At 70.3% G+C, this 2,078-nt stretch carries 2 protein-coding genes; one reads left to right on the top strand and one right to left on the bottom strand.

Annotated elements, in window-relative coordinates:
- Positions 1-681: tetraacyldisaccharide 4'-kinase (lpxK, locus tag G3N64_RS38960; RefSeq protein WP_205788874.1), on the bottom strand; the 681-nt coding region annotated here is incomplete at its 3' end.
- A 450-nt stretch (positions 682-1,131) separates the two neighbouring features.
- Here lpxK and xseA point away from each other — a divergent pair.
- Positions 1,132-2,078: exodeoxyribonuclease VII large subunit (gene xseA / locus G3N64_RS38955; protein ID WP_205788873.1), on the top strand; the 947-nt coding region annotated here is incomplete at its 3' end.

Below are 2,078 nucleotides of genomic sequence, written 5' to 3'. Positions count from 1 at the left end.
GCCCGGCGTGAGCGCGAGCGAATAGGTGTCGGGCCACGGCGGCAGCGCGCCGCTGTACGGATCGTTGACGAGCGTGGCGTCGCGGCGCCGCGACAGCGGCTCGCGCAACGGCCCGGCCGGCAGTAGGAAGCCGTTGCCGCCGAGCCGGTGGTCGAACACGACGAGCTCCACCGTGCGTGCGAGGCGGTAGTGCTGCAGGCCGTCGTCGCTGACGATCACGTCGACGTCCGGATGCGCGGCACGCAGCGCCTGCGCGGCCGCGACGCGATCGGGGCACACCCAGACCGGCGCGCCGGTGCGGCGTGCGATCAGCAGCGGTTCGTCGCCGCCCACGCTGGCGCGCGACGCGGGCGTGACGGCGGTCGGCGCCTTCACGTTCGCACCGTAGCCGCGCGACACGATGCCGGGCGTGAAGCCGGCTGCCCGTAACGCGTCGACGAGGGCGATCACGGTCGGTGTCTTGCCGGTGCCGCCGACGGTCACGTTGCCGACCACGACGACGGGCACGCCGACGTCGACCGGCTTCTTCCAGCCCTGTACGTAGGCGGTGCGCCGCAGCGCCGCGCACAGGCCGAACACGCATGCGAACGGCGTGAGCGCCCACGCGAGCGCGCCGCGGCGCTGCCATTCGCGTGTCAGGCGCGCTTCGAGCCGGGCAAGCGGGCCGTCGGGCGCGCTCATCGGGCCGTGCGCGGCATGTCGTGTGCCGCGGCGTGGGACGGATTCGTCAAGGCGGATTCTCCGTTGGGCGGCGCATGCCGCGGGGTCTGCGGAAGGCGGCACTCTAGCGCGCCGCAGGCGGGCGCGGCAAGCGCGACCGGCCGACGCAGCCCGCGGGGACGGATCGCGGCGGCTTGTGGATAACTCTGTGAAGAACGCCCCGTTCGATGGCGTCAAACGCCCGCCGGGTGGGCCTCGAATCGGATGAGAATCATTCCGAAAGATTTAAAAATATATAAAAATCAATGTGTTATTGCGAATCGTCTGGTCTTTTTTGCGGTTTTCGCGCGTTTTAGACCGACGATTGCCAAAATGTGGACACCTTCGGCACGTCATCGCGCATGCGCCCGGCGCTGGACGTCGCGCGCGTGTCGGACTATCGTGTCGCCGCCAGCATTCATCCAACCGTCCATGCCTTCCGACTCCCCATTTGCCGCACCGGGCGCGACCCGCGGCGGTGACGAAGTGATTCCCGTTTCGGCGCTCAATCGCGCGATTTCGACGATGCTCGAGCGCTCGTTTCCACTGCTGTGGATTTCGGGCGAAGTGTCGAATTTCACGCGCGCCGCGAGCGGCCACTGGTATTTCTCGATCAAGGACCAGCAGGCGCAGATGCGCTGCGTGATGTTCCGCGGCCGCGCGCAATACGCGGAGTTCACGCCGCGCGAAGGCGACCGGATCGAGGTGCGCGCGGTCGTCACGATGTACGAGCCGCGCGGCGAAGTGCAGCTCAACGTCGAAGCCGTGCGGCGTACCGGGCAGGGGCGCCTGTACGAGGCGTTCCTGCGGCTGAAGGCGCAGCTCGAGGGCGAGGGGCTCTTCGCGCCCGAGCGCAAGCGGCCGTTGCCGGCCCACCCGCGCGCGATCGGCATCGTCACGTCGCTGCAGGCGGCCGCGCTGCGCGACGTGCTGACCACGCTCGCCCGTCGCGCGCCGCACATTCCGGTGATCGTCTATCCGGCGCCCGTGCAGGGCGCCGGGTCCGCGGAAAAGCTCGTCACGGCCGTCGAGACCGCGAATGCGCGCCGCGAGGTCGACGTGCTGCTGGTCTGTCGCGGTGGCGGCTCGATCGAGGATCTGTGGTCGTTCAACGACGAGGCGCTGGCGCGCGCGATCGCGGCGAGCGAACTGCCGGTCGTCAGCGGCGTCGGGCACGAAACCGATTTCACGATTGCGGACTTCGCGGCCGACGTGCGCGCGCCGACGCCGACCGGCGCGGCCGAGCTCGCGAGCCCGCAGCGCGCGCTGTTGCTGCGCGAGGTCGGCGAGCGCCAGCGTGCGCTCGCGCGCGGCATGGAACGCCGGCTCGAACAGCGCGCGCAGCAGCTCGACTGGCTTGCGCGCCGGCTGGTGAGCCC

The organism is Burkholderia sp. Ac-20344, from assembly GCF_017104975.1.
Classification (GTDB): Bacteria; Pseudomonadota; Gammaproteobacteria; order Burkholderiales; family Burkholderiaceae; genus Burkholderia.
This window is presented reverse-complemented; position numbering and strand designations above follow the sequence as displayed.